Below are 23,262 nucleotides of genomic sequence, written 5' to 3' on the forward strand. Positions count from 1 at the left end.
CGCCCGGTTCATCGGTGATACAGGGTGCGAAACCTAGCGATCGGAACGACACGGCGAATCCTCGCCAACCCGCTTGATTTGCGCTTGGCGCACGGGTGCTTAGCCGATAAGGGTTGCGGCCATGAACAAGGCGATCAAACTGGCTCTGGCAAGCGCGGGCGCGCTGGCTCTTCTTTCTGGCTGCGCCGGAGGCAAGAACAAGGTCAACACCAACTACATCGCACGCGATGTCAGCACGCTGTACATGGCGGCGAAGGACCGGCTCGACCGCGGACAGAACAAGATCGCCGCCGAGCTGTTCGACGAGGTCGAGCGCCAGCATCCCTATTCGCCCTGGGCGCGTCGCGCGCAGCTGATGAGCGCGTTCAGCTATTATCTCGCCAAGGATCACAACAAGTCGATCCAGTCGGCCCAGCGCTTTCTTGCCATCCATCCCGGCAACAAGGACGCAGCTTACGCCTATTACCTGATCTCGCTCAATTATTACGAGCAGATCAGCGACGTCACCCGCGACCAGAAGATCACCCAGCAGGCGCTGGCATCGCTGGGCGAAGTGATGCGGCGCTACCCCAACACCCGCTATGCCTCGGACGCGCGGCTCAAGGTCGATCTGGTCAACGATCATCTTGCGGGCAAGGAAATGGAAATCGGCCGCTATTACCAGCGCAGCTCCAACTGGCTGGCCGCGACGTTGCGCTTCCGCGAGGTCGTCGACAAGTACCAGACCACCAGCCACACCGCAGAAGCCCTGTATCGCCTGACCGAATGCTATCTGGCACTGGGCATTCCGCAGGAAGCCAAGCGCTCGGCGGCGGTTCTGGGCGCCAACTATCCGGGTTCGGAATGGTATGAAAAGGCGTTCAAGCTGTCAGAAAAGCACAGCGACCTGATCACCAGCTGATCCGCACCAAATTCGATCAAAAAAGCCCCGGCAGCGCGATGCTCCGGGGCTTTTTTTGTTTTCAGATCTGGCCGAACACCCAGCGCAGCACCGATTTCTGCGCGTGCAGCCGATTCTCTGCCTCGTCCCACACCACCGATTGCGGGCCATCGATCACGCTCGTAGTGACCTCTTCCTCACGGTGTGCGGGCAGGCAGTGGAGGAACAGCGCATCGGGTTTGGCCAGCGCCATCAGCGCCGGGTTGACCTGAAACGGCATCATCGCCTTGAGCTTCGCCTCGGCATGCTGCTGTCCCATCGAGATCCAGGTATCGGTAACGATCACGTCCGCACCCGCTGCGGCCTCGGCGGCATCGCGATGCAGCGTGACGGTGCCGCCCGCCGCCTGCGCGCGCGCGATGAAGCCCTGGTCGGGATCATAGCCTTGCGGGCAACCGATCCGCACGGTGAACTTCATCAGCCCGGCCGCCTCGATGATCGAATGCAGCACGTTGTTGCCATCGCCCAGCCACGCGACCACCAGCCCCGGCAGCGCCTTGCGGTGCTCGATGATGGTGAGCAGGTCGGCGACGATCTGACACGGGTGCGACAGGTCGGTCAGGCCGTTGATCACCGGCACGGTCGCGAAATGCGCCATGGCATCGGCCTTGGCGTGATCGTCGGTGCGGATCATGATGGCATCGCACATCCGCGACAGCACGCGCGCGGTATCCGCAACGCTCTCGCCGCGGCCCAATTGGGTGCTGCCCGCATCGAGGATCAGGCTGGTGCCGCCCAGCTGGCGGATTGCCATATCGAACGAGACGCGGGTGCGGGTCGAGTTTTTCTCGAACACCATCGCGAGCGTGTGCCCTTCAAGCGGCGCATCGGGGTCCGCCTTGCCGCGCGGCCAGCCATGGCGGACCGCCTTGCGATCCAGCGCATCGTTGAGCATCGCGGCAATGGCATCGTGTCCGGCATCGGACAGGTTCAGGAAATGACGGGTCATTGTGGTCCTTCCCCCCTCTCCCTTGACGGGAGAGGGTTGCGAAGACTTGGACCTGAAAGGTCCTAGTCGCAGCTGGGAGAGGGTGAGTGCAAACGCCCCTCCCTCTCCAAGTTCGCCCAGGCACCTGCGGCGCCAAGGCTTCCTATCCTTCCCCCGCCAGGGGGGAGGAGCGTTACGTCAAGCCGCCACCGGCATCGCAAAGTCGCGCGCGCCTGCCGAAAGGCGCTCGATGAACTCGTCGACATGGGCCTGCTCGATGATCAGCGGCGGCAGGATGCGCACCACATTCTCGCCCGCAGCCACCGTCAGCAGCCCGTGATGATCGCGCAGATGCGCCACAAACGCACGGTTTTCGGCCTTGTCCTTGAGCTTCAGCCCCAGCATCAGCCCCATGCCGCGCACCGAATCGAAGATCGCATCGTGGTTGGGGATCAGCTGCTCGAGCGCGCCGCGCAGGCGGTCGCTCATGGTGCGGACATGGGCCAGGAACTCGGGGTTGTCGACCACGTCGAGCACCGCCTCGCCCGCTGCCATGGCCAGCGGATTGCCGCCATAGGTCGATCCGTGCGTGCCGGCGACCATGCCGCGCGCCGCCTTTTCGGTGGCAAGGCACGCGCCCATCGGAAAGCCGCCGCCGATGCCCTTGGCGGTCGCCATGATGTCGGGCTCGATGCCGTACTGCTCATAGGCATAGAATGTGCCCGTGCGCGCGACGCCGCACTGCACTTCGTCGAGCACCAGCATAAGATCGTGCTCGTCGCACAGATCGCGCAGGCCCTTCATGAACTCAGGGGAAGCCGGGCGGACACCGCCCTCGCCCTGCACCGGCTCGACCAGGAAGCCCGCGACATCGGGACCGATTGCCGCCTTCGCCCCTTCCAGATCGTCGAAATCGACATAGCGGAAGCCGGGCAGCAGCGGCGCGAAGCCCTTGTGCATCTTTTCCTGGTTCGACGCGCTGATCGTCGCCATCGTGCGCCCGTGAAAGGCGTTGTTGAAGGTGATCAGCACCGTGCGGTTGGCATCGCCGCCTTCGGACTGGTGATAGGCGCGCGCGGTCTTGATCGCGCACTCCACCGCCTCGGCGCCCGAATTGGTGAAGAACACCGTGTCGGCAAAGGTCGAATCGACCAGCCGCTGCGCCAGATGCTCACCCTGTGGGCTGCCGTACAGGTTGGAGACGTGAATCAGCGTCTCGGCCTGTTTCTGGATTGCCTGGGTGAGGTGCGGATGGCCGTGGCCGAGCAGGTTGACCGCGATGCCGCTGGCGAAATCCAGATATCGCTCGCCACGCTCTCCGATCAGATAACAGCCTTCGCCGCGCACCGGGCGCACGGCGCACCGGGGGTATACGGGCATAAGCGGCGTGATCGTCATGGCGGCCTCGTCCTTCTCGCAAGGGCCCCGTTTGCATGGTTCGCAAGCCAGGCAAGGCGCAGGGGGCCGCTGCACCAAACGTAAAAAGGCGACCCCGTCCAAAGGGCCGCCAGCTTGCAGGCCGCAGCTATAGCGCCGCAGGGGCCACCGGGTCAATGATCGCCGCACAAAGGGGCTGGCGGCATTCCTTATGGCTTGCTAAGGGCATGCGCCTTGGCCAGACGCACCCGTAGCTCAGCTGGATAGAGCGCTGCCCTCCGAAGGCAGAGGCCACTGGTTCGAATCCAGTCGGGTGCACCATTTTTTCAATGACTTAACGCCTTAGCATTCCTGAAGTACGCAACCAGTACGGAAAATAGGGGTAAGAGCCTTGTTGACCGGCATGGCTCGTTTCTAGCTACTTTCGCCCTGCAGTCTGCTAAGTGGCAACCAAGGATGGCCCGGCAATCAGACCTGCACGTTGACTCTTGGACCGGAATGTTTTTGGGGGTTTCATGCATCTCTTGAAGCGCATCATTTTCTTCATTTTTGGAGCAATTATCTTCATCCCAGCTCAGTTTGCTTTCAGGATGGACAAAAATCGCTCTAGCGACGACGCTCTTTTGGCCTCCCTAATCATCGACATCCCCGCATTTTTGCTAATGTGCTTTGCGCTTTGGTTGGCTTTCGCTGCAGGTGGAAAGTCGAACAAAAAAGAACGTTAAATCGGTCCTGAAAGGCGTTGCCTTCTGTTGACACACCCGGGAGTCAGAGCCGACACTCGGGAACCCATCATGGCGACCGCTACTTTTCACTTTCGCATTTCGGCTGCCTCCAAACGCGAAACTAATGGCACGCCATTACACTGTTGAGATTGACAGAGGCAATTGCACCTCTCAGCATCCATCACACCGATCCAGCTTGCGGGCGACGGCAGCAGCCCTCCGCTAGAACTTCTCAGACACAACCATACGCTAGAGGTTTGTGATGTCGATATTTAGTCGGGTTTTTAAGGGGCCTGAACCTTGCACCCTAGAGCAACTGCTAAACTGCTGCGAACAGTTGATTGCACGCCGTCAATTTCAAAAAGCCATTCGCGTCGCAGAGCGCTATGGTGAACGCCTGTTTGCAGGTGGTGATGCGGATCAGCCGGACAAACTTTATCAACTGGGGGCGTCCTATTTATTTGCTCTAGCTGCTGCTTACGAGGAATGCGCTGTACTCTCGGGTGAGAAATTAGAGCAAGCAATTGTTCAAATGGCTGCACGACGGCGCTACATAAACGACTTACTAGAGCGCGCGAAAGCAGGCGGGGGCATTCCCCCTGAGGGCGCACACTATCGTGACATCGCAGACGCTACGATAAATAATATAGCCGATATTTACCGTGCTAAATTAGATGTTGCAGCCTTGGTCGTATTAGGTGATCAATATTATTACGCTAACAAACGTGTTTGACGGCTCACCGCTTAGTCGTAGTCTTCCGATAATATGCGGCTGTATTGAGCAAGAAATGATGGGTTTAATCTGATAATACGCTAGCCTAGCATACAACGTTATTTATTTCGTGCACCTTCGCCAGTACCTCCGCATATCGGTTGCCCTCAGGTGCCCCCGGATTGGTACCGCCGTTCATGCGACAGCGCTTTCGCCGCAGCCCCTTTTTACAATGGCCGACACCCCGAATCATTGCGCCTCCGTTCCCATTATGTTCTATGGCGGGAATGCAATCCCATTGTCCCTATGCCATCGCATAAGCAGCTGGCTCGCTCAGCGTTGCGCACACTAGAGGATGCGCTTGCACAGGCACAGTCCGGCCTTGTTGAGCGAAGCTGGGGACAGCAGTTCGCACTGAGGTGGCTGCATCATTCAGGCATAGCTGAGGTGTGGCAATGTGCCGCATTCTGGAAAGCGTTAACAGATGAATGCGAATGGGCGTTTACCCCAGAGCAGGGACAGCAGGTCCGCATCACCAGCTTGATAGGGCTGCTCGATACGTGGCATTTTAAGCTTGGGATCGATCGGCCGTGCCTCCAAACACGTGGCAGGTGGGCAAGGCGTTATGCTGCCGACATTGACAGCGGTAGTGGCACTCCCCAGCATCCATGCATGTGCAACAGATACCAGCCGGGCGAACGAACCCGCATTGAGGATCATTTCGCCGCCAAGCGCCTGCGGGACTATAACGAAGGCCCGCCGACGGTTCACCCCAAAGATCCCGGCTGGATAGTGCGGCTAGCCAATGGCGAAATGGTGCTGGAACAGATGACGTGGGGGTTTCCCGTTGTGCTACGCGGCAAGCAGGGACAGCCCCTCAAGCCCAAGCCCGTTAACAATGCGCGATTTGATAAGCTGGGGGCATTCTGGAAGCGGTGGGCAGATCAGCCGGGTAATCGCTGCCTGATCCCAACAGCGCGCTTTGCTGAGGCCGTCGGAACGCCCGGAAAGATGACAGAAACGTGGCTGTCGCTGAAAGATGCGCCGCTATTTGCATGGGCTGGTCTATGGCGTTCATCCGACGAATGGGGCGACTGTTATACCGGTGTGATGACGAACAATGCACCCGGCCTGGAGCATATTCACGATCGGTCACCGGTCATCCTTTTGCCGGATCAATGGGACATATGGCTTAGAGCCTCGCTTGATGACCTTTACCAGTTCGACCGGCCAATTCCTGCCGATCGGATGGCGATTGAAGCCACCGCAGAGCTTTGGGCACGTCGCAAATAGCTTAGTGCTTTCTGCCCAATACGGGGGCAAACCTGTTCGCGATGGTAGGATCAGTCACATTTCTCAGAAACGATCTCTGCGGCTCTGTCTGCACTCAAAAGATAGTCCTCTGCCCAGAGGCGACCCTCGCGCCCGTTTTGCAAGTAAGTCACTTTCTTCATGCCGTAGCCACCATCATATCCCGCAAGGGTATCCCCCTCCACTGGATCATAGCCCCCATACCACTCTAGAACATAAAGACCCTTTGGCCCGTCTGCTATAAAATAGTCACATCCAGCAACTCTATAAACAACAGTCACAGCATTAGCAGGAGACCTTACACCTCGGGGAGCATCCACAGATCGAAGGGCAATAACATTCAGTGATTTTTTGTTGATTATTAAAACACCCTTATCAGGGCAAATTATTACGCTTGGGCTGTACTCATAAAGATACTCGTATTCATATTTTACCTGCCAAATTGAGCCATCACTAAGCTGAAAAATTTCATCATTTTTGCCCATGAACGGCGTCGGATTGCTGATCATGCTCTCATAACAAGCTTGTGCACTGGCAGAGCCGTGCAACAAAAAAAACAACACGATAGAAGCCATTCCGCTAAGGCGTGTCATAACCGCAAGCATTTTAGTCCCCAAATAATTTTGTTTTTTACACATCAGCCCACGACGCTTCAATTTAGTTTTCGATCTGTGGCGATCTGTGATCAATTTGTTTTGCCAGCATCAACATCGCTCTGAGTTGACGCGCCTCACTCAAACTCGCACCAGCCCGCCCCCCATGCTTCCAAGCGTTGCGGTTGCCCGCAGGTGCGCCAGGATTTGTGCCCCCGTGCATCCTGCAACGTCGCCTCCCCTTCACCGCCGGGGACCTGCACTCCGTTCCCGAACGGGTCCGGGCTAGACAGCGCGGAGCTGCTGCCAAGATCGCTGGTTGCAAAGGGTTGCTTGGCAGATGCTGCATGACAGCGTATCCATTCAGATTATGTCGCTCCAAAACTGCCAATGTCGGCGGTCGGAGACGAACTTTAGAAGAGCGGATTGCACAGGGGCCCCATGTTACATTTGAAACACATCACGACAGCTTTTCTTTTGGCGTTTACATCACAAGCAGCTTTTGCCGAACCTCTAACTCGCGACGAAGCAGTCAATCTCATAGCGCTTGGATTAGGCGATGATGCAGTGATTGCAAAGATAGCGGCTGAAAAAGTTGACTTCGACCTTTCTACTACTGAAATGGTAGATTTAAAAAATCGTGGAATCTCATCTGCAGTTATCGCCGCAATGATTAGCAATCGTTTTGTTGCAAAAGTTGAACCTTCATTGGATTCACCTGACCCAAACGTTCCTCATCCTGCTGGACTCTACACATTGCTTTCCGCAGATGGTGTTTCGCGCATGCAACGGATGGAACCAACAGTAACCAATCAGGCTAAAACTGGAGGCATTTTGGGATATGCCCTGACGGGTGGCTTGGCTTCGATGAGCATAAAAGCCACTATACAGAATGAGACTTCGCGCGTTCCGGTTAGTGTCAGCCCAAAATTCTATTTTTTCTCAGGTGAATCAAACGGTGACAGCAGTTCAGCTTGGGCAAGCGGCAATAATACGGTTGTTAATTCCCCAGCAGAACTTACTCTTATCCGCTTAAACAGGAAGAAGGATCGACGCGAGGCCCGTGTTGGTAGCATGAATATTGGAGGTGCCAAGACGGGAGTCATGGACGAGGATAGGCTTGAGTTTTCTCATTCTGCAATTCGACCCGGTGTTTTCGTGATTGAACCCAGCGCATCACTTCCTCCCGGTGAATACGGTTTTATCTATTCACTAGCTGGAGGAGCGGCGGGCGGAGCGATGACTGCTCGCATTTTTGATTTTACGGTCCGCTAGCCCTGACTTTGGCAGACAACACCCAACAGGCTATTCCCCGGCTGTTTTGACGTCCGGGGAGTAGCCTGTCCGTCTTTTGCCAGCGCGAAGTCGACCTAGACTTAGCCCCGCGCAATTTGCCTCCGTGCGCACTGCCCCCCCTCGCTCGTCGTTGCAGCCAGCATCGCTTCAGCCCCATCATGGCCAGAGATTGACACGCCGTTCCCGAATGGGTCCGCGCCAAGCAACGCGGTGCCGAGGCCAGCGCTTCCGGTTGCATGGGATTGATCGTCGGATTTTGCATTCTGCCCCCCCGTCTGGATTGTGTCGGCAATGACGGCCTGCCCGCCCCGGTTATCGACATGAACATGGCGGATCGTCTGTTGGCCCCCGCGTCGCATGCGCGCCAAGGTATCCATTTGCCCCTGTGAGGCCCGTAGCAGCTTGGTGGCAAGGTTTCCGAACGTTTGCATCTGTGGAACCCAGTCCGCATTTCCCAGCATGCTCAGCGCCCGTATTGCCGCATCGTGCGTGCAATACATCTCGACCAGCAAGAGCGCTTCCATCTGGTTGCGCGGCTCCATGCTGTCGATGAACGACAACGCCGCGTTATAGCGCCCGTCCTTGGCTGCCCCGATCGATTCCAGATATTTTAGCAGTTCCGTCGCCCGCGCGTTGACCGGCTCGATCGTGTTCGTACCGAATGTCCGATACATCCGCAGCAACCCCTGCGCCTCGCAAGGTCCGTCGATCTCGATATTCATCCCGCCGTCCGGCCGCGTAACCAGCTTCACCTTAGCCGATTGTCGCCCATTGCGCTGGTCCAGGATCAATTGCGCCAGCTCGGCCTGTTCGCTTGGAACCAGCGTATCCCAGCCCGGCATGCTAGTGGCCAAGGCTGCGTTTACCTGTTCTTTTGTGCTGCCATCAACCAGTTCGATAACATACGCCTTGCCCGCCTCAGGGGGGTTAGACTTGGCTCGTTTCGCCCGTTGCCGTGGCTTGGGTTTCGCCGTGGTCGTCATGTCTTTGCCTTCCGTGCCTTGGGTCCGATGTTCTGGGATATTCCGCAGCGCTTGCCGACTATCGGCCCGCCCTGTTCATGCCGCCGTTGCATGCCGTGGCTGTCTAGGATCGTCTGCGGTGCGCTCTTGCAGACATAGGCCAGCGCATTGGCGAGATTGGCAGCGTGAACGGCCGGATTGCAGGTTTCCATGCCCAGCCGCCCGCCAATGGGATCGCTGCGGATTACGCGCTTGCGATAGGGGTTGCCGGTGATCGACCGCAGCCAGCGCCGTTGCATCTTGGCGATGGTTCGAACCAGCTTGGGCGGGACATGCACCAGCATGTGGCAATGCCCGCCTTTGCCCAGCCCGTTCTCGTGCATCCAAAGCCACGCGGTGCATTCGCCCGGCCGCTTTTGGCTTTGGCGCGCGATAGCCTTGCTGAGCATGTCCAGAAACCGCCCGGTCGCCTGCGCCATATCTGCCAGCGCCACGCCTGCGGCTTCCCAGTGAACAGTTATCATCCGGTTGAAGGGCAAGCCGATGACAACGGCGTGCGCGCTCCCGGCTGTCAGGTTGGCGACATGGCCCGCTGTAGGGTGATAGCTGATCCGGTCGGCGCGGTTGTGTGCCCCGCCCCTGCCATTGCCGCCTGCGGAATCTGCCCCGCAACCTATATCTAGGTATCTTATTGCATCATGCGTGCCACTCGGCCGGATCGCCCGTTTTCCGCCGTTAATTACCGGAAGGGCAACGTTTGAAACTTCACCGAAAGTTGCCCCCCGGTGAAGTTTCAAAGCGCTTTCCGGCATGGTGCTGCGTTGCGGCTGGTGCATGCCGGACAACATCAGGTTGCAACCCAGACAATGGCCATCTTGCCAGTGGCATTTGGCCTGCGCCGCCCGCTGTCGAGGATCAGGCCCTTGCGCCGCAGTTCACTGGTGCGCGGCTGGATCGACCAACGGTCCATGCCGAGTGTTGCGGCCAGTTCGTCAGCAGTGAGGCCAATCCATCCGGCTTCCCGGATCGCGGTTTCTGTCATGCGCTGCAATCGGCCCAGTTTGGGCGCTAGGGCGTCGGCAGCCGCCATCGACGTATCGACATGGCGATGGCCAGGTGCGTCGGGATAGGTGCTCATATAGCGCCCTCCCCGGCATAGGTGCCTGTTCCCGCCTGTTCTAACAGGATCGCCAGCCACTTGGCTTGCCGTTCCGTCATGGGTGTAAGATCAACTGCCAGCTGGCCAAGGAAAGACCCGGCTTTGCGGCTAAGGCGATGATCGCTGTTCAACAGCGCTAGGGCTGCCGAGCGATGGCTGGTGAAGGCAGCCTTAGTCATGGCATTGCCCCCCGTAGCAGAGCCGCGCCATATCCTGCGCCATCCAAGGCGAAAGGCAGAAACGGGTAGCAAGCATTTGCGCCTGCCAGTCCGTTGCGGTAGAGGGAGAATGCAAGCAGCCGACAAGTTGATTGCATGGGACGCCGGGCTGCAACCCGGCGTTTCGTTTTTGTGCTGTCATCGCTCACGCCCCCGTTCCGTGGTCCGGGAGAGATGCAAACAGCGCATCCACGCTATCGAAGTCCCAAATAGTTCTGCCGCCTAGGCGCTTGGCCCGCAGCTTCCCGATTTTCAGAAGTTCGTAGGCCCGTGTGCGGCCCAGCGGGTATTGCTGGCGCAGCTGATCTAGGCTGCCCCAGCGACGGTTTTTGGCTTCAGAAGTGTCCATCTTCGTTGTTCCCTTGCGGACCCATGCGGGATTGCATGGACGTCGCGGAACAACTGTCAGTCGTCATCGGTCGGAGAAACATGGGGGGTTTTTGAGATTCCTCCCTCGCCTGCGCCAAACGGCAGTTTTACGTCGTTAAGCATCCGAATCATTATCTTGAACGCAGCCATCGGACCAAACTTTTCGGCCCCAGCGAGATATTCAGAATAGAACAGGCGAGCACTGCTGACGGCCGGATGATCGCTACTTTCTTGCATGCAAAGATCACGAGCCGTCTTGAGGTTGGCCCGCGTGACATCCCCAAACCAGCGGCCCTTCATTTGCCTTGCCGCCTCAGCAAGCAATTGTGCTTGTGTCCGATCTTCGTCAACGTGAATACGCAACCATGCTTCGGCTAGGGCGGCAAGGATGCCCATCCGCTCGTGGTCTGCACTAGTAGCGCTTGGCCGACCAGCGCGGGCGCGCTCAGCAAACATCATATCTCGCGAATTTTGTTCCCTAGCGTTTAGGGCCGACACCGGGCGCATTAGCGGTGCAAGCGTCATGTTAGAAAATCCTTGAGCCTGCAGGTACCCGATCACAGCCAGAAGGGCATGGGCCACCGCGTCCCTTTGATCCTGCAAGCTATCGCTGGCGTACAACTGAGAATCATCGGCCAGTTCGTCGTGTAGCTTGGATAGCGCCGCCACTCGGCCGCCAGCCGCCCTGCCTCTTTGAAATGACAACTGATGGCGCGCCTTGTTAGCAGCTAAAAAATCCGCTTCCGTTGGCAAATTGAAGCAACTCACAACGCCAGCGCTCCCAGCGCCTTCACCGCTGCATCGCTGGCAAGGTGGCCATAGTGCCGTTCAATCATCTCAGCGCTGGTGCCGGAAATTTGGGCGATGGTGAGCAAAGGCAGCCCTGCCCGAACCAAGTCCGTGATGGTGCTATGCCGCAGCGTGTAGGCTGTGGCTTCACCCGGCAACCCGGCCGCAACAACAGCAGCAGCAATTGGCACTTTCCAGCTATTCTTGTCCCATGCCTTGCCATTGGACCGCATGAACAGCGACGCTCCCGGAAGCTTATCCTTGGCCTGTTCCGCCAGCAATGATGCCGCCTCTTGCGGCAACTGGATACGGCGCGGCTTGCCTGTCTTGTCCTTGCCTACGGAGAGTTCCGCCGTGCGCCTGTCAAAGTCGCCAGCGGTGAGCGCAGCCAGCGCGCCCGGCCGCAGCGGCAACAGGCAAAGACCACGCACGAAAGGTGCTGCCTCAGCGTCAATGTGCTGCAACAGCTTCCGCCGTTCGTCCCGGTCCAGATACAGGGTGCGCCGCCCGTTAGCATTCTCGATGGACTTAAGCGGCTCTTGCCAAGCGGCTTCACTGTTTGGCGCGCCCGGCGATAACACCTTGGCCAATGCCGCCCGCAATATGGCCATGTCGCGGTTGACGGTGGAAGGTGCGCGCTTGCGGTGCACCTGAACGCCGTCCTTGCGCCTTGTAACCAGCGCGGGCTGCGCTTCCAGCCGTTCCCGCCATTCCTTGACATGCCGCCGCCGCAGCTTGTCCAGCCTCACCTTGGCGATGGGATCGTCGTAGACATAGCGCCCGAAGCGCTGGCCTGCCTCATTGCGGGTTTTGGCATACTCGCGGCATGCATCTGCCACGGTTTCAATCTTGGCGCGCATTTCGCCACCGGCTTCCACCAGCTCGGCCAGCTTTTCCGCTTCACGCTTGGCAGCGGCAAACCGTTCATTGCCCGCCAGTGCCCCAAAGTCGCCAAGGGCTTTCAGGCGATACGTCCCTGCATCCTCATCATAAGCCCGCGCAATCCATGTCCCTGCCCCGCCTCGCTTGGACGGCCGGAACCCCAGGAAGCAACCCGCGCGCAGCCGCTGCCAGTGCGGCTCGCGTTGCGCCTTAAGATCGTTCCGCTCGCCAACCCGGCTCAGGTCCAGTTTTTTGGCAGGCTTTCGCTTGCTGCCCTTGCTCGTGACGTCTGCCATGTCGATCGCCTCATTCCGTTCCGTACGTAATAAGTACGGAATACAGGATCGGACAGAATCGGACAAGGCCGGATCAGCAATGCCGTATTTACGAGGGTTTTAGTGTCCGGCCACATCCGGCGACGGTAGCTAACCCTGCACTCCGAAGGCAGAGGCCACTGGTTCGAATCCAGTCGGGTGCACCATTTTTCCACATCCGTCGCGCTGAAGACGCCATGCACCCGCCGAAGGGCTGGCCGCCGGCGTTTCAGCCTGCGGCGATTTTCTGCAAGGGTTCGCCGATGGTGCGTGCCGCCATCAGGAAACACGGTGCCGCCGCAGCATAAGCCAGGCACGCAGCAAGCAGCCCTGCGCGCAGGCCGGCAGCGGACGCCTGCGCGCAGGCCAGCCCCATCTCCGCCGATGCTGCGGGGAGTGGCTTTCCACCCGGGCAGGCCATGCCATAATCGCCCAGCGATTGGGCGAACGATGATGCTGCGACGCTATCGCTGACCAGACCGACGATCATCGGGCCCATCCCGGTCCCCAGCGCGATGACGCCGATCAGGATGACCGCGGTTGCCGTGCTGCGCATGTGTGGCGGCGACATGTTCTGGACTGCGGCATAGACCGGGCCATTCTTCATGTCCCCCATGATGTTGGCCAGAAGCAGAAAGCCCAGCGCGACCTGCCAGGACGGGCTGGTGAACACCACGGCAAACATCAGACCCGCACCGGTCGCGGCGACAGCGCACATGAAAGGGTACGACCGGCCGTATTCGCCAGCATAGCGATCCGCCAGCCATCCCCCCATGAAGGTGCCGATCAACCCGGCTGCGCCAAGCCCCGCCGCCATCATCGCCCCTACCTGCGCGAGGGTAAGATCATACTGCCGAAGGAAATAGGACGCAGTGAAGACGTTGGTCGCGCCGACCGCCTGTCCGAGGAACGTCGCACCGAACCACAGCCAGACGAACGAGCGGTTGGCGGTGAGCAGCTTGATATCGTCAAGAAACTTGCCCGACCCCTGCGTCTTGCGCGTGACCAGCGTGTTGGTCATGTCGTGGCGCGGATCACGCAGCGTCAGCCGAAGCAGCACCGCCACAAGGATGCCGGGGAGCCCGACGACGACGAATGCGGTCCGCCAGCCATATTGCATCGCAACCACCCCGCCGATGAGCGGCGCCATCAGCTGCGCGATCGGAATGCTGGTCGTCAGGACCGACAGTGCCATCCCGCGCTGACGCGGTGGAAAATGATCCGACACCAGCGAATGACTGACCGGCGTACACGCGCCTTCACCGGCCCCGACCCCGATGCGCGCAAGGGCCAGCTGCGCAAAGCTGCTGGCTGCGCCGCACAGCGCGGTCATTCCCGACCAGACCGTGATCGCGATCGACAGCACGGTGACCCGGTTCAGCTTGTCGGCGATGCGGGCGGCGGGGATGCCCGAAATCGAATAGAGCAGTGCGAAGGCAGGACCGCTGATCAGCCCCAGCTGCCAATCGGCGAGCAGCAGATCCTGTTTGATCGGCTCCTGCAGGATGGCGAGCACGCCGCGGTCGAGATAGTTCGAGATGTTGACCAGCACCAGCAGGAACAGCACCCATATCTGCAAGGGTGTCCAGAACCGCCTGGCCGGGGGTTTGGCGCCATGGTCAGGCGGAGGGCTTTCCATCCCTGCCGATGGCATGGACTGCGCGTCTTGTGGGTCGCTCATGCGACTGCCTCTCCCCCCGGCATTGTGCCGGTATCCGCTTGGGCTGACCGACCACCGGAAAAAAGTCAAGTGACAAGAGTATTTGGCTATATTAATAATCGGGAATTCAGATGAATGGAGAGCTATATGGAATCTGTCAGTGAGCGCCCGATCGCCAGGCCGCTTGAAGGTGTGCGGGTGCTCGATCTCAGCCACGCTCTCTCCGGACCGACCTGCACCAGCCTGCTGGCGCTGCTGGGGGCAGATGTCATCAAGGTCGAACGCCCCGAAATCGGCGACGATTTTCGGCATTACACCGAGCATGCCGGGCTGCCGGGAATGAGCATTCCGTTTGCCGCAGCAAACGCCGGCAAGCGTTCGATCACGCTGGACCTGAAGCAGCCCGCCGCGATCAAGGTGGTGCGCACGCTGGCCCAGCGCAGCGATATGCTCGTCGAGAACTTCCGTCCCGGTGTCGCCACCAAGCTTGGCCTCGACTGGCCGTCGCTGCGCACCATCAATCCAGGGCTGGTCTATGCCTCTATCAGCGGGTTCGGCCAGACCGGGACGCTGCGTGACTGGACCGCTTATGATCATATCGTCCAGGCCATGTCGGGGATCATGTGGATGAACGGCAACCCGGACGAGGAACCGATGAAGGTGGGCTTCCCGATCATCGACACGTTCAGCGGGTACATGGCGGTCATCGGCCTGCTGTCCGCGCTGCATCGCCGCGACCAGACGGGCGAAGGCGACTATGTCGACGTCGCGATGCTCGACAGTGCATTCAACCTGATGGGCGCCGCCATCCCGGTCTATTTCTACTCGGGCGAGGTGCGCGGGCGAACGGGCAACCGCGGCTATAGGCTGGTGGCGACGTCGGAGACGTACAAGACGGCCGACGGGTACATCTCGATCGGCGCCAATCACCATCACCAGATCGAGGCGCTGTGCCAGGTGCTGCATTGCGAGTGGCTGCTTGAGGACGAGCGGTTTGCGACCCACCGCGCGCGCGTTGACAATCACGATGCGCTGCGGGCGGCACTCAGCGACATTTTCCGCGAGCATAACGGAGAGGAGGTGGAGCCCCGGCTCGCCGCGCGGCATGTTCCGGTCGCCTTCGTCCGCAATCTCGGCCAGGTGCTGAGCCACCCGCATTTCAAGGAGCGCGACATCTTTCTCGAGGCGGAATTGCCCGGGTCGCCAGAGCCGGTGAAGATGGTCGGGCCCGGCTTCCAGCTCAGCAGCGGCAAGTTCTCATCGGGCGCGGTCCCGTCCCTGGGCGAACATACCGATGCCATTCTCGCAGAGCTGGATCTCGATCCGGAAACGCTCGCCCAACTGAAAGAGCATGCGACCGCATAGCCCTGAGACGACAAAATGATTGTAATTTCCGATGATCTAATGAATGCTACGATTCGATCAACTATGAGAACATAAAAGACAGCGCAGACGCAGATCTGCGATGAGGGGGAGAGACCATGAAACTAGGCATCACCGTTTCCGCCATCGCCTTGTCAGCGGGGATGCCCGCAATCGCCCAGACAGCCGATTTGCCCAGCCCGGCCGAAGCCCCTGGCCTCGAGGCTGAAGAAGGCGCGCGAGGCAAGGAGATCGTGGTGACCGGGAGCCGCATCCGGGGCACGGGCCCGGTGGGCTCCAACGTGGTCTCGGTCAGCGCCGCGGAGATCGAAGCCCAGCCGACCGCAACGATCACCGAATTCCTGCGCAAGGTTCCGCAGATCCAGGGCTTTGGGGTCGATTCCTCGAGCGCCGTGGTCAGCGGCGGACAGGGCGGCACCAACACCACCCGCGGCAGCGCCATCAACCTTCGCGGCGTCGGGCCTTCGGCAACGCTGACCCTCGTCGATGGCCAGCGGCTGAGCTTCTCGGGCGTCTCGTCCAACTATGTCGATGCCAACGCCATTCCCGCAGCGGCCGTCGACCGGATCGAAATCGTCCCCGACGGTGCCTCGGCAGTCTATGGCTCGGACGCGGTTGCAGGTGTCGTCAACTTCATCCTGCGCAAGGAATTCGAGGGCATTCAGGTGCGTGGCCGCTATGGCGTGGCGGACGACTACTGGCTGGCGCAGGCCAGTTTCATGGCGGGCACCAACTGGGGCTCGGGCGGGGTCGTCTTCGCCTATGAATATACCCGCAACGATGCGCTTGGCGGCGATGAGCGCGACTTCGTGCGGTTCGATCTTACCGACCGGGGTGGCCGCGATTATCGCAACGGCCAGTGTTCGCCCGGCAATATCGTCGTGGCCGGCCGGACCTACGCCATTCCGCAGGCCGGGGTCACCCCTGCCACCGCCAGCCAGCTCGTCGCGGGCACGCGCAATCTGTGCGAAAACCTCAGCATTGCCGACATCCTGCCCGAGGAAGAGCGGCACAAGTTCTACGGCTATGCCTATCAGGAAATCGGGGACCGCCTGCGCGTCCATGTCCAGGGCATCTACTCGCTGCGCGACTACACCGCCCAGGCGATCCAGCAGGGATCGACATCGAACATCGTCAATCTGGCGGTGCCGAACACCAACCCGTTCTTCGTGCGCCCGGTCGGCACGACCGCGACGACGGTGACGGTGGAATATGATTTCACTCCGCTGATCGGTCCGATCCAGCAGACCGGCTTTACCGACACGCTGTTCCTGACGGCAGGGCTGGCCTGGAACATCGACGACAACTGGAAGGTCTCGCTCGATGGCGTGTTCAGCGAGGATCGCAGCGCCCAGAACACGCGGCGCATCAACACCACGGTGCTGACCGACAGGTTGCGCAGCACCAATCCGGCGCTGGCGTTCAATCCCTTTGGCGGGGCCAACAGCGCGGACAATATCGCCGCGATCTATTCGGGCGTGTTCAATCCGTTCGCGATCAGCCGCACCCGTGGCGGTTCGCTCCAGGCCGATGGCAGCCTGTTCAGCATTGCTGGCGGCGATGTCCGGCTGGCGGTCGGGGCAGAATTCCTGCGCTACACCTCCGATGCCGGCAACGCCCAGGGCGCGCTCGCAGCTCCCACGGTCACGATCAACCCCAAGCTAGAACGCAACCAGAAATCGGCCTTTGCAGAGCTTTACATCCCGATCTTCAGCTCCGCCAACGCGACCGGCATGTTCGAGCGGCTCGATCTGTCAGCGGCTGTCCGGTACGATGATTACAGCGACGTCGGCAGCACCACCAATCCCAAGTTCGGGCTCAACTGGTCGCCTGCGCGCGGTGTGCTGTTCAAGGCCAGCTATGGCACATCGTTCCGCGCACCTGGCCTGCAGGATCTGCCGCTGCTGCGCACCGGGGCCGGGCTGACGACCGCCACCTGGACCGATCCGCTCTCCCCCACCGGCACCAGCGTCGGTTTGCAGCTCAACGCAGGCAACCCCAACCTCAGCCCGGAAAGCGCGGAAACCTGGTCGATCTCGGCCGAACTCAACCCCGGCCTTGTCCCGGGTCTGCGGCTGGCAGCGACCTATTTCAATCTGCTCTACAAGGACCTGATCGGGTTTCCGCCGCGCACGACCAGCAGCCTGCTCGACCCGAATTATGCCTTCGCGGTGACTCGCAACCCCACCGCAGCGCAGATCACCGCGCTGACCTCGCAGGGGCTGAGCCTGCAGGGCGTCGTGCCACCGGTCATCGCGTTTCTGTATGATGGCTCGGCCCAGAACCTGGGTTCGATCCATACCGACGGTTTCGATTTCGATGCCAGCTATGCATTCGATGCTGCAGGCGGTGAGCTGACGCTGGGCTTCAACGGCACCTACACCTTGGGCTACGACTTTGCGGTGACCCAGATCGCCCGGCCTCTGGACCGGGCTGGCGACATCAGCTTCCCTGTGGTGTTCCGCGCCCGCGCCTATGCCGGTTTTCGTTCGGGTGGGTTCACCGTCAACGCGCTGGTCAACCACGTCAGCGGCTATACCAACACGCTGGTGGCACCCGAACAGAATGTCGGCAGCTGGAATCCCGTCGATATCGACATCAGCTATGAGTTCAAGGACAGCGGCGTGCTGAACGGGCTGGCGCTCGGGCTGTCGGTGACCAACCTCTTCGATCAGGACCCGCCGTTCGTCAACATTCCCGGCGGCTGGGATCCGGGCCAGGCAAGCGCGCTCGGTCGGCTGGTGGCGTTCACGTTGACCAAGAAATTCTGATGAGTGAAGTCGAGGGTGAACCGCCGCTCGCACGGTTCGGCGGTTCACCGCCGCCGCGGGCACCCTGGCTGGCTGAGGCACTGGCCACGGCGCCGGATCGCAGCGAATTTTTGTGCGACGATGCAGCCATCGAACTGCTGACATGGGGTGAAAGAGGACGGCCGGGGCTGCTGTTTCTGCATGGCAATGGCGGCCACGCCGACTGGTGGAGCTTCATTGCCCCCTATTTTGCCAAAGATCGGCGATGCGCGGCAATCTCGTGGTCGGGAATGGGTGGATCGGGCTGGCGCGACCAGTATTCGATCGAAGCCTATGCCCGCGAGCTGGTCGGTGCGATCGATGCTGCAGGACTGGCCGATGCCGGGCCACCGGTTGTCATCGGGCACAGCTTTGGCGGCATTCCCCTGATGTATGCAGCGGTCCATCACACTGACCGGCTGCGCGGCGGAATCATGGTCGACAGCTTCGTCCCGCCACCCGAGCGCAAGAAACCCGGCTGGGCGGTTTCCGGCAGGAACCCGCCGCGCTATGCCAGCGAGGCCGAGATCCTCATGCGCTATCGTTTCGCCCCGCATCAGGACAGCGCGCATCCCGATATCGTCGATTATCTTACGCGCCATTCGGTGCGCGAGGTCGCAGCCGATACGCCCCCTGGCAAGCAATGGACCTGGCGGTTCGATCCGCGAATGTGGGCGACACTCGATCGCAGCGCCGCCGATCCGCTGGTCGAGCAGGCCAATCTGCCGATGGGGATGATCTATGGCGAGTGCTCGGCGCTGGTGACGGCTGATCATGTTGCGCAGCTGGCGTTGCGGCTGCCCGATTGCCGGTTTGCTGCGGCCATTCCGCACGCCCGTCACCACATCATGGTGGATGAACCGATCGCGCTGATAGCCGCACTGCGGGTCGGCATCGCTGCTTTGGAGCAAAAACCATGAAGGCCTGGACGAGCGCATCTCCCGGAGGCCCGGAGACATTGGTGCTGGCCGACCTTCCGATCCCCGAAGCTGCGCCTGGCGAGGTCGTGGTTGAGGTGGCTGCCTGCGGCATCAATTTTCCGGATTCGCTGATCATCAACGATCTGTACCAGACGCGTCCGCCAAGGCCGTTCGTCCCGGGTGGCGAGATCGCAGGCACCATCACGGCGCTGGGCTCCGGTGTCACAGGCCTGGCAGCAGGCGACCGGGTAATTGCGCGCACGGCCTGGGGCGGGCTGGGGCAATACATCGCGGTGCCTGCCGAGAAATGCGCGTTGATGCCTGATGATATGGGATTTGCCGAGGGATCCGCGTTCCTCTTCACGTATGCGACATCCTATCACGCGCTGGTCCAGCGCGGGCGGATCGCACGCGGAGACCGCATGCTCGTTCTGGGCGCGGCGGGTGGCACGGGGGCTGCGGCCATCGAGCTGGCCAGGGCGTTTGGCGCTCATGTCTGCGCGGCGGTGTCGAGCAAGGAAAAGGCAGAGTTTGCCCGCGAATGCGGCGCAGATGACACGGTGATCTACCCCGCCGGACCGCTGGACAAGGATGCAGCCCGCGCGCTGGGCGCGCAGTTCAAGAACGCGGGCGGCGAACGCGGCTTCGATCTGGTCTATGATCCGGTCGGTGGCGATTATGCCGAACCGGCGCTGCGGGCATTGGGCTGGAAGGGCCGGTATCTGGTGGTCGGCTTCACCGCGGGCATTCCCCGGCTCCCATTCAACCTCCCGCTGCTCAAGGGCTGCGAGATCGTTGGCGTGTTCAATGGTGGGCTGAATGCCAATGAACCGCACGTCGCGGCAGACAATGTTCGTGAGCTGATCGCACTTTTTGAACAGGGCAAGGTGCGCCCCCGGGTCTCGCGCGTCTATGATTTTGCCGATGCACCCCACGCAATCGCGGCGATCGCCGGACGCGGGGCGCTGGGCAAGCTTGTCGTCCAGGTGGGAGATTTCGCGCATGGCTGAAACCCCGCTGGATCACCTGCGGAACGCTTATGCCGACCCGCATGCCATCGCCCAGGCGCGCAAGGCGGCAGGCGCAAGGCTGATCGGTTCTTTCCTCAATTCGTTTCCGGTCGAGCTGATCCTGGCGGCGGGGCTCGATCCGATCCGGCTGCGGGGGATGCCCGCCGACACGCCGCATCGCGCCGGCGCCTATATGGAAGAGTATTTCGATGGAGAGGTGCGCGCCATCTTCGAGGCGCTGCTGGCGGACCGCTATGCGCTGCTCGACCTGCTGGTGGTCCCCCGCTCGTCGGAGGTCTACCTTCAGCTCTACTATCTGATCCGCGAAATTCCCCGCTGGGAGCCTCAGGCCCGCTTGCCCGAGACCAGCCTGTTCGATCTGCTGCAGACACCGGGCTATACAACGGCGCGCTACAATCTGGGGCGGATGAAGGCGCTGGCCGAGCAGCTGGCCGCGATCGGCGGACGGGCGATCGACGACACTGCGCTGTCAGCGGCCATCGTCGACGCCAACCGGCTGAGGACGGCGTTGGCCGAGGCGTCGGTGCTGTGGCGCGGGCCATCGCCGCGGTTGAGCGGGAGCGATGCCCTGTGCGTGATCGGTGCTGCCAGCGTGCTGGATCCTGCCGATGCGATCGCGCAGATCAACGCGCTGGTTGCCGAACCGCCACCGGAACTGGCGCGCAACGGACCCCGGCTGCTGATCAAGGGCAGCCCGCAACACGACATCCGCTTTACCGCGCTGGTCGAATCCTGCGGCGCTGAGGTCGTGGCGCATGACCATCTGGGAGGTGACCGCACCTTCGAGACGCTGGTCAGCGAAGAGGGCAACCCATGGGAGGCGCTGGTGCATCACTATCAGCGCGAGATCCCGGGTCCGCGTGCCTATCCGCAGGCCCGCGAGGATGCCCGGTTCATCGCGCTGGCAGAATCTGCGGCAGTAGATGGCGTCATCATCTTTCACGACGAGTGGGACGACACTTTGGGCTGGGAATATCCCGACCAGAAAAGGCTGCTCGATGCGCGCGGGCTGCCTGTGCTGTTCCTCAAGCGTCAGCCCTATTTCGATCCTCCGCAAGACGCCCAGCGCCGGGCGGTCACCGCCTTTATCGAAAGCATCACGGGAGGCGCGGCATGAGCGAACCTCAGGAAAAGATGGCCGCCACCCTGGCCGCGCAGGCGCATCAGAAGGAAACCCAGGCGCGGTTCAGGACCGAGGTGATCGAAGGCGGCGGCGATTACGTTATCGCCGATGCGGTGACCCCGCACGAGATCTTCCACACGCTGGATATCCCGGTGATTTCGCTGGCCTGGTATTCGGCGGTGATCGCCGCCAAGCGGCTGTCGCCTTATTACTTCGAACTGATGGACCAGCTCGGCTATCATGACGGTCTGCCGCGCTATGGCAGCCTGCCGTTCATGACCACGCTGGATGGCGACCCGGAGCGCGCACCTTATGGCGGGCTGCCCAAGCCGATGCTGATCCTGGAGAGGCTGCGCGGCGATTTCGGCCAGAAGATCGGCGAACAATGGTCGCGTGCCTTTGGCGGAGCGCCGCTGGTGGCGCTCGATTCCTCGTCAGTGAGCGAACTGCGGCCTTCCTGGTACACCCGGTCGCAGCATGATTGGGAAGAGCTGTACGAGACACCCAGGCTAGACTTCCAGGTCGAACAGTTGCGCGGGCTGATTGCCGTCAGCGAAACGCTCTCGCATCGCAACCTCGATATGGCGGAGTTTCGCGCGGTGATGCACCGGGTCAACCGCGCAGGCGAGCTGGTCGACAAGGCCAAGCAGATCATCGCGCGCACCCGGCCCGCCCCTGTCGCGTTACCCGAGCAACTCACCAACATCATGGCCGCAACCTGGTCGCGTGGCAGCCAATGGGCGATCGATCACCTTCAGGCCTATTGCGACGAACTGGAAATGCGCGCCGGAAAGGGCGTGGCGGCATGTCCGAACGAGCGGGTGCGGCTGTTGTGGGTGAACAATGGCCTGTGGTTCAACACCGCATTCTACCGCGCGTTCGAGGAGAAATACGGCGCGGTGTTCGTGTGGTCGATGTATTCGAATTTCTTCTCGGATGGCTATCGCAAGTATTTTGGCGAAGACGATGATCCGCTAAGAGCGCTTGCGGCGCGGCACATTTCGATGAATGAGCAGCTGCACCTGCCCGGATGGATGTCCGAATGGATCATCCAGCAGGCGCGCGACTATCAGTGCGACGCGGCGGTGATGCTGGTTCCTGTGGGGGACCGCATGGCCTCGTTTGGCACCAAGTTGTGCGCCCTGGCGCTGGAGCAGGCCGGCATTCCGGTGCTGACGCTGACCGCGAGCATGGTGGATGCGCGGTTGTGGGACAATGATGCAATGATCGCCAGGGTCGAAGCATTTCTGGAAGATAGAGTGATGACATGAAGCGCGATGATCCAACCCGGCTGTATGCTGAACCCGCCCCGCCAGGCGCGTCGGTGCGTGGTGTGGCCGACAAGTTCTCGATGGGCGTGCTCGACGAGCTGCTCAACTTCCGGCTGCGCCGGATCCGCAACTGCCTGACCGAAAAGTACCGCAACGAAACGCTGAAAATGGGCCAGCGCGCCGGTGCGTTCAGCATCCTGGCGGTGATCGCGGCGAACCCGGGCATTTCGCAGATCGATCTCGCGCGCTTTGCCGGATACGACCAGACCGCCTTGGTCGGCATCATCGACGACATGGAGGCGCGCGGCTGGACAACGCGCACCCGCGACCCCGCCGATCGCCGCCGCCATCAGGTTCACATCACCGATGCCGGACGCGAGGCGCTGGACGAGCTGTTTGCGGCTGCAGTGGAAAATGAACGCGAGGCGCGCGAGGCGCTGTCTCCCGAAGAGCTCGACGTTTTCCGGGTGTGGCTCGACCGAATCTACCGCAAGCTGCTTTAGGCGGGCG

23 protein-coding genes and 1 tRNA gene are annotated in these 23,262 nt (G+C 60.9%); 12 read left to right on the forward strand and 12 right to left on the reverse strand.

Annotated features, from left to right (window positions below):
• Positions 1-121 precede the first annotated feature (121 nt).
• On the forward strand, positions 122-901 hold the full coding sequence (locus tag IP68_RS03835; RefSeq protein WP_054133617.1) for an outer membrane protein assembly factor BamD: 780 nt from the start codon (positions 122-124) through the stop codon (positions 899-901).
• Positions 902-962: 61 nt separating this feature from the next.
• On the opposite strand, the gene argF is transcribed toward IP68_RS03835, so the two are convergent.
• Positions 963-1,889: an ornithine carbamoyltransferase gene (argF, locus tag IP68_RS03840; protein WP_054133618.1), complete on the reverse strand. Its 927-nt coding sequence runs from the start codon at positions 1,887-1,889 to the stop codon at positions 963-965.
• Between the two features lie 177 nt (positions 1,890-2,066).
• Entirely contained in the window at positions 2,067-3,266 is a 1,200-nt protein-coding gene (locus IP68_RS03845) for an aspartate aminotransferase family protein (RefSeq protein ID WP_054133619.1), read from the reverse strand.
• 223 nt (positions 3,267-3,489) lie between these two features.
• Between IP68_RS03845 and IP68_RS03850 the strand changes: the two genes are divergently transcribed.
• The 3 genes from IP68_RS03850 to IP68_RS03860 all read left to right on the forward strand — a co-directional run bounded on the left by IP68_RS03850 (position 3,490) and on the right by IP68_RS03860 (position 5,975).
• Positions 3,490-3,566, forward strand: a tRNA-Arg gene (locus IP68_RS03850).
• Positions 3,567-4,232: 666 nt separating this feature from the next.
• The gene (locus IP68_RS20100) at positions 4,233-4,703 is read left to right on the forward strand and encodes a hypothetical protein (protein WP_197275714.1); all 471 of its coding nucleotides are present in this window, start codon (positions 4,233-4,235) and stop codon (positions 4,701-4,703) included.
• Positions 4,704-5,354: 651 nt separating this feature from the next.
• Positions 5,355-5,975, forward strand: a complete 621-nt coding sequence (locus IP68_RS03860; protein ID WP_054133621.1) for an SOS response-associated peptidase — start codon at positions 5,355-5,357, stop codon at positions 5,973-5,975.
• Between the two features lie 50 nt (positions 5,976-6,025).
• On the opposite strand, the gene IP68_RS20105 is transcribed toward IP68_RS03860, so the two are convergent.
• Both IP68_RS20105 and IP68_RS20815 read right to left on the reverse strand, forming a co-directional pair.
• Positions 6,026-6,682 carry a hypothetical protein gene (locus tag IP68_RS20105; RefSeq protein WP_156317925.1) on the reverse strand — a complete coding sequence of 219 codons (657 nt, stop codon included), beginning with the start codon at positions 6,680-6,682 and terminating at the stop codon, positions 6,026-6,028.
• Positions 6,651-6,935: an HGGxSTG domain-containing protein gene (locus IP68_RS20815; protein WP_082382092.1), complete on the reverse strand. Its 285-nt coding sequence runs from the start codon at positions 6,933-6,935 to the stop codon at positions 6,651-6,653. Before IP68_RS20815 ends, IP68_RS20105 begins: the two co-directional genes overlap by 32 nt.
• A 101-nt stretch (positions 6,936-7,036) precedes the next feature.
• Here IP68_RS20815 and IP68_RS20110 point away from each other — a divergent pair, with 101 nt between their 5' ends.
• Positions 7,037-7,861 (forward strand): hypothetical protein, encoded by an 825-nt coding sequence (locus IP68_RS20110; RefSeq protein ID WP_197275715.1) that lies wholly within the window; start codon positions 7,037-7,039, stop codon positions 7,859-7,861.
• 101 nt (positions 7,862-7,962) lie between these two features.
• Here IP68_RS20110 and IP68_RS03865 read toward each other — a convergent pair whose 3' ends face one another.
• From IP68_RS03865 to IP68_RS03905, 8 genes are all read right to left on the reverse strand, one after another.
• Positions 7,963-8,865: a hypothetical protein gene (locus IP68_RS03865; protein WP_054133622.1), complete on the reverse strand. Its 903-nt coding sequence runs from the start codon at positions 8,863-8,865 to the stop codon at positions 7,963-7,965.
• A complete protein-coding gene (locus IP68_RS03870) occupies positions 8,862-9,338 on the reverse strand; it encodes a hypothetical protein (RefSeq protein WP_197275716.1) in 477 nt (158 codons plus the stop codon). Before IP68_RS03870 ends, IP68_RS03865 begins: the two co-directional genes overlap by 4 nt.
• 353 nt (positions 9,339-9,691) lie before the next feature.
• Positions 9,692-9,982, reverse strand: coding sequence for a hypothetical protein (locus tag IP68_RS03875; RefSeq protein ID WP_054133624.1), 291 nt, complete (start codon positions 9,980-9,982; stop codon positions 9,692-9,694).
• Positions 9,979-10,182, reverse strand: a complete 204-nt coding sequence (locus IP68_RS03880; RefSeq protein WP_054133625.1) for a hypothetical protein — start codon at positions 10,180-10,182, stop codon at positions 9,979-9,981. Before IP68_RS03880 ends, IP68_RS03875 begins: the two co-directional genes overlap by 4 nt.
• A gap of 184 nt (positions 10,183-10,366) precedes the next feature.
• Entirely contained in the window at positions 10,367-10,570 is a 204-nt protein-coding gene (locus tag IP68_RS03885) for a hypothetical protein (RefSeq protein ID WP_054133626.1), read from the reverse strand.
• Between the two features lie 56 nt (positions 10,571-10,626).
• Entirely contained in the window at positions 10,627-11,358 is a 732-nt protein-coding gene (locus tag IP68_RS03890) for a hypothetical protein (protein ID WP_156317927.1), read from the reverse strand.
• Complete coding sequence (locus IP68_RS03895) at positions 11,355-12,557, reverse strand: tyrosine-type recombinase/integrase (RefSeq protein ID WP_054133628.1); 1,203 nt, start codon at positions 12,555-12,557, stop codon at positions 11,355-11,357. Before IP68_RS03895 ends, IP68_RS03890 begins: the two co-directional genes overlap by 4 nt.
• A 247-nt stretch (positions 12,558-12,804) precedes the next feature.
• Positions 12,805-14,256 (reverse strand): MFS transporter, encoded by a 1,452-nt coding sequence (locus IP68_RS03905; RefSeq protein WP_082382093.1) that lies wholly within the window; start codon positions 14,254-14,256, stop codon positions 12,805-12,807.
• Between the two features lie 126 nt (positions 14,257-14,382).
• On the opposite strand from IP68_RS03905, the gene IP68_RS03910 reads away from it, so the two are divergent.
• The 7 genes from IP68_RS03910 to IP68_RS03940 all read left to right on the forward strand — a co-directional run bounded on the left by IP68_RS03910 (position 14,383) and on the right by IP68_RS03940 (position 23,255).
• Positions 14,383-15,600: a CaiB/BaiF CoA-transferase family protein gene (locus IP68_RS03910; RefSeq protein ID WP_197275717.1), complete on the forward strand. Its 1,218-nt coding sequence runs from the start codon at positions 14,383-14,385 to the stop codon at positions 15,598-15,600.
• Between the two features lie 116 nt (positions 15,601-15,716).
• Complete coding sequence (locus IP68_RS03915; protein WP_082382094.1) at positions 15,717-18,389, forward strand: TonB-dependent siderophore receptor; 2,673 nt, start codon at positions 15,717-15,719, stop codon at positions 18,387-18,389.
• Positions 18,389-19,327 carry an alpha/beta fold hydrolase gene (locus tag IP68_RS03920; RefSeq protein ID WP_054133632.1) on the forward strand — a complete coding sequence of 313 codons (939 nt, stop codon included), beginning with the start codon at positions 18,389-18,391 and terminating at the stop codon, positions 19,325-19,327. The genes IP68_RS03915 and IP68_RS03920 overlap by 1 nt, the downstream gene beginning before the upstream one ends.
• Positions 19,324-20,337: an NADPH:quinone oxidoreductase family protein gene (locus tag IP68_RS03925; RefSeq protein WP_054133633.1), complete on the forward strand. Its 1,014-nt coding sequence runs from the start codon at positions 19,324-19,326 to the stop codon at positions 20,335-20,337. The genes IP68_RS03920 and IP68_RS03925 overlap by 4 nt, the downstream gene beginning before the upstream one ends.
• A complete protein-coding gene (locus tag IP68_RS03930) occupies positions 20,330-21,475 on the forward strand; it encodes a 2-hydroxyacyl-CoA dehydratase subunit D (RefSeq protein WP_054133634.1) in 1,146 nt (381 codons plus the stop codon). The genes IP68_RS03925 and IP68_RS03930 overlap by 8 nt, the downstream gene beginning before the upstream one ends.
• Positions 21,472-22,752 (forward strand): 2-hydroxyacyl-CoA dehydratase family protein, encoded by a 1,281-nt coding sequence (locus IP68_RS03935; RefSeq protein ID WP_054133635.1) that lies wholly within the window; start codon positions 21,472-21,474, stop codon positions 22,750-22,752. Before IP68_RS03930 ends, IP68_RS03935 begins: the two co-directional genes overlap by 4 nt.
• Entirely contained in the window at positions 22,749-23,255 is a 507-nt protein-coding gene (locus tag IP68_RS03940) for a MarR family winged helix-turn-helix transcriptional regulator (RefSeq protein ID WP_054133636.1), read from the forward strand. The genes IP68_RS03935 and IP68_RS03940 overlap by 4 nt, the downstream gene beginning before the upstream one ends.
• Positions 23,256-23,262 lie beyond the last annotated feature (7 nt).

The organism is Blastomonas sp. AAP25 (assembly GCF_001295965.1).
Classification (GTDB): domain Bacteria; phylum Pseudomonadota; class Alphaproteobacteria; order Sphingomonadales; family Sphingomonadaceae; genus Blastomonas; species Blastomonas fulva.

Coding starts and splice junctions, on each gene's coding strand:
- IP68_RS03835 (WP_054133617.1), top strand. CDS start 122: ATGAACAAGGCGATCAAACTGGCTCTGGCAAGCGCGGGCGCGCTGGCT.
- argF (WP_054133618.1), bottom strand. CDS start 1,889: ATGACCCGTCATTTCCTGAACCTGTCCGATGCCGGACACGATGCCATT.
- IP68_RS03845 (WP_054133619.1), bottom strand. CDS start 3,266: ATGACGATCACGCCGCTTATGCCCGTATACCCCCGGTGCGCCGTGCGC.
- IP68_RS20100 (WP_197275714.1), top strand. CDS start 4,233: ATGTCGATATTTAGTCGGGTTTTTAAGGGGCCTGAACCTTGCACCCTA.
- IP68_RS03860 (WP_054133621.1), top strand. CDS start 5,355: ATGTGCAACAGATACCAGCCGGGCGAACGAACCCGCATTGAGGATCAT.
- IP68_RS20815 (WP_082382092.1), bottom strand. CDS start 6,935: ATGCAGCATCTGCCAAGCAACCCTTTGCAACCAGCGATCTTGGCAGCA.
- IP68_RS03865 (WP_054133622.1), bottom strand. CDS start 8,865: ATGACGACCACGGCGAAACCCAAGCCACGGCAACGGGCGAAACGAGCC.
- IP68_RS03875 (WP_054133624.1), bottom strand. CDS start 9,982: ATGAGCACCTATCCCGACGCACCTGGCCATCGCCATGTCGATACGTCG.
- IP68_RS03880 (WP_054133625.1), bottom strand. CDS start 10,182: ATGACTAAGGCTGCCTTCACCAGCCATCGCTCGGCAGCCCTAGCGCTG.
- IP68_RS03885 (WP_054133626.1), bottom strand. CDS start 10,570: ATGGACACTTCTGAAGCCAAAAACCGTCGCTGGGGCAGCCTAGATCAG.
- IP68_RS03895 (WP_054133628.1), bottom strand. CDS start 12,557: ATGGCAGACGTCACGAGCAAGGGCAGCAAGCGAAAGCCTGCCAAAAAA.
- IP68_RS03905 (WP_082382093.1), bottom strand. CDS start 14,256: ATGAGCGACCCACAAGACGCGCAGTCCATGCCATCGGCAGGGATGGAA.
- IP68_RS03910 (WP_197275717.1), top strand. CDS start 14,383: ATGGAATCTGTCAGTGAGCGCCCGATCGCCAGGCCGCTTGAAGGTGTG.
- IP68_RS03915 (WP_082382094.1), top strand. CDS start 15,717: ATGAAACTAGGCATCACCGTTTCCGCCATCGCCTTGTCAGCGGGGATG.
- IP68_RS03920 (WP_054133632.1), top strand. CDS start 18,389: ATGAGTGAAGTCGAGGGTGAACCGCCGCTCGCACGGTTCGGCGGTTCA.
- IP68_RS03925 (WP_054133633.1), top strand. CDS start 19,324: ATGAAGGCCTGGACGAGCGCATCTCCCGGAGGCCCGGAGACATTGGTG.
- IP68_RS03930 (WP_054133634.1), top strand. CDS start 20,330: ATGGCTGAAACCCCGCTGGATCACCTGCGGAACGCTTATGCCGACCCG.
- IP68_RS03935 (WP_054133635.1), top strand. CDS start 21,472: ATGAGCGAACCTCAGGAAAAGATGGCCGCCACCCTGGCCGCGCAGGCG.
- IP68_RS03940 (WP_054133636.1), top strand. CDS start 22,749: ATGAAGCGCGATGATCCAACCCGGCTGTATGCTGAACCCGCCCCGCCA.